The sequence below is a fragment of the Arcicella sp. GW458-12-2-14-TSB2 genome, from assembly GCF_059423785.1.
Map to the genome: position 1 here is coordinate 1 of NZ_JBWKYN010000278.1, position 4,845 is coordinate 4,845.

The 4,845-nt window shown below is 33.7% G+C and carries 6 protein-coding genes; 1 reads left to right on the forward strand and 5 read right to left on the reverse strand.

Translation table 11 applies throughout. The features are described from left to right. Together AC07XN_RS23455 and AC07XN_RS23460 are read right to left on the reverse strand one after the other, a co-directional pair. Nucleotides 1-381: AAA family ATPase (locus AC07XN_RS23455; protein WP_494744811.1), on the reverse strand; the 381-nt coding region annotated here is incomplete at its 3' end. Between the two features lie 124 nt (nucleotides 382-505). Next, on the reverse strand, nucleotides 506-1,120 hold the full coding sequence (locus AC07XN_RS23460) for a porin family protein (protein ID WP_494744812.1): 615 nt from the start codon (nucleotides 1,118-1,120) through the stop codon (nucleotides 506-508). A 218-nt stretch (nucleotides 1,121-1,338) separates the two neighbouring features. On the opposite strand from AC07XN_RS23460, the gene radA reads away from it, so the two are divergent. Beyond that, nucleotides 1,339-2,715 carry a DNA repair protein RadA gene (gene radA, locus AC07XN_RS23465; protein WP_309919521.1) on the forward strand — a complete coding sequence of 459 codons (1,377 nt, stop codon included), beginning with the start codon at nucleotides 1,339-1,341 and terminating at the stop codon, nucleotides 2,713-2,715. A gap of 57 nt (nucleotides 2,716-2,772) precedes the next feature. Here radA and AC07XN_RS23470 read toward each other — a convergent pair whose 3' ends face one another. From AC07XN_RS23470 to AC07XN_RS23480, 3 genes are all read right to left on the reverse strand, one after another. Further along, the gene (locus AC07XN_RS23470) at nucleotides 2,773-3,177 is read right to left on the reverse strand and encodes a hypothetical protein (RefSeq protein WP_494744813.1); all 405 of its coding nucleotides are present in this window, start codon (nucleotides 3,175-3,177) and stop codon (nucleotides 2,773-2,775) included. Then, a complete protein-coding gene (locus tag AC07XN_RS23475; RefSeq protein ID WP_494744814.1) occupies nucleotides 3,174-3,869 on the reverse strand; it encodes a hypothetical protein in 696 nt (231 codons plus the stop codon). Before AC07XN_RS23475 ends, AC07XN_RS23470 begins: the two co-directional genes overlap by 4 nt. A 387-nt stretch (nucleotides 3,870-4,256) precedes the next feature. Continuing rightward, a complete protein-coding gene (locus AC07XN_RS23480) occupies nucleotides 4,257-4,673 on the reverse strand; it encodes a hypothetical protein (protein WP_494744815.1) in 417 nt (138 codons plus the stop codon). Nucleotides 4,674-4,845: the final 172 nt, after the last annotated feature.

Consider the following 4,845-nt stretch of genomic DNA (forward strand, 5'->3'; position numbering starts at 1 on the left):
GAATTTATGATTACTGTAATCCTCTGAATTGTAGTAGTAAAGAGTAGAGGAATGAGAAATTTGTTTTTCAATTGGTGATTTTAGAAATAGATTAATTGTTTCCGAAAGGCTATTAGTAAAACTAATATTATACTTTAAAGGGTCATTGAATTTCAAAAGTAAACGTTGAAAGCGATTTTTCTCCAAATCTTCTGATTCTAAAAATGGGACAATATAATGTGTCAAAGCCTCCAAAATAGTACTCTTCCCAGTCCCATTCTCACCAGTCAAAATATGGATTTCAGCTTTTTCAGGGTCAGTCTTTTTAGGAAAGTCCATTTTTAGATGCTCAAAAGCTCCTATTTTATTGATTTCTAAACTTTCTATCCGAAAATTTTCCATGATATTTTTCGCTTGTTTTCTTAAAAATACTCAAAATATTGATGCAAATTACATAAAAAAGTGCCAAATATCAGGCGTTTTACCGCATGAAATTTGACACCTCACAGTATTTAGCAATAAATACTTAAAAGATTTTATAGCCTAGAGTCATTTGCCATAAACTACTCTTTTGTGAGTAATTTATACTTTTTGATAAATCAACTACTGACGAAATATCTGAAAGACTTCCTTCATAACGTAAATCAACAGATAAAGAACCAATGTCCAAACCAGCACCAGCCTGATAGCCATAAGTGGCATTCTTGAATGAATCTCCGATATTACTTGAATAGTTTTTCAGGTCATCACTAATACTGTTAGATACTTTAAATGACGCCACAGGGCCTGCGTTTATACGAAGAGGGCCTAATTTATAGCCAATCAACACAGGTACATCAAGACTTGTGTAATCTACGTGTACTTTTTGTGAATTTAAATTCAAATTTCCTCCTTTTGCCGAGAAGATTAATTCTGGCTGTAAAAACACCGTTTTCCCAAATCGGAAATATACACCACCAACATAACCAGTTTTAGTATCCAAGCTTTGTTGTAAATTTGCACCAACTGACTGACTCTCGAAATCAGTTTTTAATTGAGAAAAGTTTACACCACCTTTGATACCGAAGGTAATTTGAGCAAAAACGCTACTTGTTTTTACAAAAATTAACAGGGCGATAAGTAAAATGATTTTTTTGTTCATAAGAGTAAGAATTTGATTTGTTGGCAAGATAACGGTATATTCTATACACGAAGTACTTTATTACTCGTTTTTTTAGCATAAATTAGTAAGCGGTAGGTATTTTTGAGTTTTCACTTGATAATTAACTACTAATTATAGGGATAATCCTAAATTTTAATTGTTGAAAATGTTAAAATATTTCTTGTTATCGGTTGATAATGAGATGGTTAAGTATTGATATGGCAAAAGTAAAAACCTCATTTTTCTGTCAAAACTGTGGGAATCAGGCTCCTAAATGGTTGGGGAGATGTCCCGCTTGTGGCGAGTGGAATACTTTCGTAGAAGAAGTAGTACAGAAGGATGAACCCACAAAAGGCTCTTGGAAAGTGTCTACTTCTTTGAAAGTTGCGTCAAAACCTAGGGCTATTCAAGAGATTAATTATCAGGAACAAGACCGAATTTTAACAAAAGATAGAGAGTTAAATAGGGTATTAGGAGGAGGCATCGTATTAGGTTCTTTAGTATTGATAGGCGGTGAACCGGGTATTGGGAAGTCAACATTGATGCTCCAAATTGCCTTGATGCTTGATAACTACAAAGTATTATATGTTTCTGGGGAAGAATCTGAACATCAAATCAAGATGCGGGCTGAGCGGTTGGAAAATAAAAGCGATAATTGCTTTATCCTTACAGAAACCCAAACCCAAAATATCTTTAAGCAAGTAGAGACTTTTGAACCTGACATCCTGATTGTTGATTCTATCCAAACGTTACAATCGTCTTTTATTGAGGCAGGAGCAGGGAGCGTATCGCAAGTAAAAGAATGTGCGGCTGAATTAATGAAATTCGCGAAAGAATCGGGCACGCCTGTGTTTATCATAGGGCATATCACCAAAGATGGTTCGTTGGCGGGGCCGAAGGTATTAGAACACATGGTGGATACCGTCCTCCAGTTTGAAGGTGACCGCCATTTGGCGTATAGGATTCTACGCACTACCAAAAACCGTTTTGGAAGCACGTCTGAATTGGGCATTTATGAAATGCTCAACTCGGGTCTAAGAGAGGTGTCTAATCCTTCCGAAATCTTGATTTCACAAAGGGATGAAGATTTTTCTGGGATTACTATCGGTGCCATGCTAGAAGGCAATCGTCCGTTGTTAATAGAAACCCAGTCGCTAGTTTCTATCGCCACTTATGGCACACCACAACGAAGCTCGACAGGATTTGATGCTAAACGGTTGAATATGCTGTTGGCGGTATTGGAAAAAAGAGGAGGATTTAGACTAGGCAATCAAGATGTTTTCCTGAATATCGCAGGAGGTTTGAAAGTAGAAGACCCTGCCATTGATTTAGCCGTTTGTGCGTCCATTGTGTCTTCTTATGAGGATATTTCCATTCCGAGTACCATTTGTTTTGCAGCCGAAGTAGGACTAGGCGGAGAAATCAGGGCGGTAAATCGCATCGAAAATCGTATTTCCGAAGCCGAAAAATTAGGCTTTAAAGAAATATGGATTTCAAAGTTTAATGCCAAAGGATTGGATGTAAATAACTATAAAATCAAAGTCAGGATGGCTTCAAGATTGGATGAAGTGTTTATGCAGATATTGAGGAAGTAATAGAAGAAGGTATCAAGTCAAGAGTTTTAATAAGTCTTGACTTGATATTTTGAGTTATTAAACTGATGGGGTATTTTCATCAATACTTTGAGAAATTAAAGATGTTATAACTTTTTGTGTCTGAGGGGAATTAAATATCTCAGACAATTTATCCAAGAGGTCATCCTCGTTAATAATATTGTATCCCTTAGGGTTACTACTATCAAATAACACACACGGATACATAGAGATAGTTTTGTGGTTAATTCTCAAAAGCTGGTAACTGTATCCGCCAAGATTAGGAGCTACAATATAGAAAAAATAGTCGATGTCTCCATTTCGTGAAGAGGAAATAGTGATGTTCCCATTTAGTAAATTTTTTGTGCCTTTTGCTAAGAATTCAGCTTGTTCATTTAATATTGCTTTTGGAGTTCTTACAACATCTTCAAGTTGAAATTCAGGCCAAAGATTTTTAGTAGTCATTTTATTGAAAGATTTAAGGTGAAAATTAATGGTAAATGGTCTGAAAAATTTTCCCCATCTGGAATACCTGTTGGTTTTAAAAGGCTTTTAATCCCATCATAATCTATAAACTTTAAGCTGTCTTTATCAAAAGAATCAATTAATGATGGTCTAATCAGTACTTGGTCAAAAACATTCCAGTGATAATTTACCAATTCTGCATTTTTATAATAATAACTTCCTGCTACATTATTTCCAATATCTCCATGCAAACTCCACATTGGATTATAAAAATAATCATATTCTTTTTTAGAAACGATTCTTGATTTATTCTTTACAATTTCACTATCCATAATGGCATGAAAACTTTCTGCATCTATCATTCCAACGTCAGAAGGATTCATATTAAAATCTCCGACTACTATTGTCTTATATAGATTTTGTTCCTTCTCAATCTCTTTAACTCTTCTTGCTATTCTTCCTGCATGCGAAGAAATACTTTCAGGCTGGTTATTTCTTCTATCTGTAAGATGAACTCCAAAAACTAACATCTCCTCCGTAACTGGAAATTTTATTTTAAAACAAGTATATCTATTTTCTGATTCATCTTCAATAGGTATTATAAAGCTACTACTGAATTTTGTAAGTACCTTAATTCTATCGTTCTGAAAAATTGGATTAGGTAATTCATATTCTACTGTTTCTGAATTCAATTTTAAAAGAAGAGAAGCTAAATTAAAATTACATTCCGCCAGTAAAAGAACATCAATATTATAATGCTTTGCGATATTGCAATCTCTTCAATAATTGGTTTTCTATTGATATTCCAGAACAGAAAATTTAATGCGTGCATCTTGTAGTAAATAAGTGAGAATTAAAACAAAAATAATCAGAAACCTACAAATAATCAAGCTTGGTGCTTTGACATTTAATTGCTAATAATTTGTGACCTCAAATTATTGAAACTATGCTTTAAAGAAATCTGGATTTTGAAGTTCAACGCTAAAGGCTTAGATGGGAATAAATTATGCAGATTTTGAGGAAATGATTTAAATCCTCCTACTTTTATCGTCAACAAGATAAAAGTAGGAGGATTATTTTTATAACTCATTCCCATGTATACTCAATGAAATTAAGGTATAAATGATATTCTGAGTCTTGACACTATTGAAAATTTCTTTTAAATGCTTCGTTAACGCTTCCTCTGTTTCTATGGCAGAGGAATATAAGGTTGAGTCTAGGTAGATGCTACAGGGATAAAAAAATAGCGATTTTTGTTCGATTGTTAATAGTGAATACCGATACCCTTTTGAATTGAGGATTTTAGTATCGGGGGCTTCTATTTCAAAGATATACTTAATGATGCCACTATTGTTTTCAATCGTTTTCCTTATACTTGCTTTAATCGTTTGTTGGGTGATTTGTTCTAAAAAACTAGCTTGCTCCAATAAAACTACTTTGGGACTGCGTACGGGTTTATTCAGAGAAAATTCTGGCCAAAGGTTTTCTGATTTCATAATAAGGCGGATATTATAGTATAAATTATGGTTAGTATGTTATTTTTTGACGGTATTCCAAACTCAAATTTCTATGGCATTTTATTGACATAGCAATATTTGTACGAATAATTTAATATACATTTTTGGGGTTTAAAATCGATGTTTAAGCGGTTTATAACTGATTTTAATC

Excerpts from the sequence above, each read along its gene's own strand:
- AC07XN_RS23460 (WP_494744812.1), bottom strand. The coding sequence starts at position 1,120 with ATGAACAAAAAAATCATTTTACTTATCGCCCTGTTAATTTTTGTAAAA.
- radA (WP_309919521.1), top strand. The coding sequence starts at position 1,339 with ATGGCAAAAGTAAAAACCTCATTTTTCTGTCAAAACTGTGGGAATCAG.
- AC07XN_RS23470 (WP_494744813.1), bottom strand. The coding sequence starts at position 3,177 with ATGACTACTAAAAATCTTTGGCCTGAATTTCAACTTGAAGATGTTGTA.
- AC07XN_RS23480 (WP_494744815.1), bottom strand. The coding sequence starts at position 4,673 with ATGAAATCAGAAAACCTTTGGCCAGAATTTTCTCTGAATAAACCCGTA.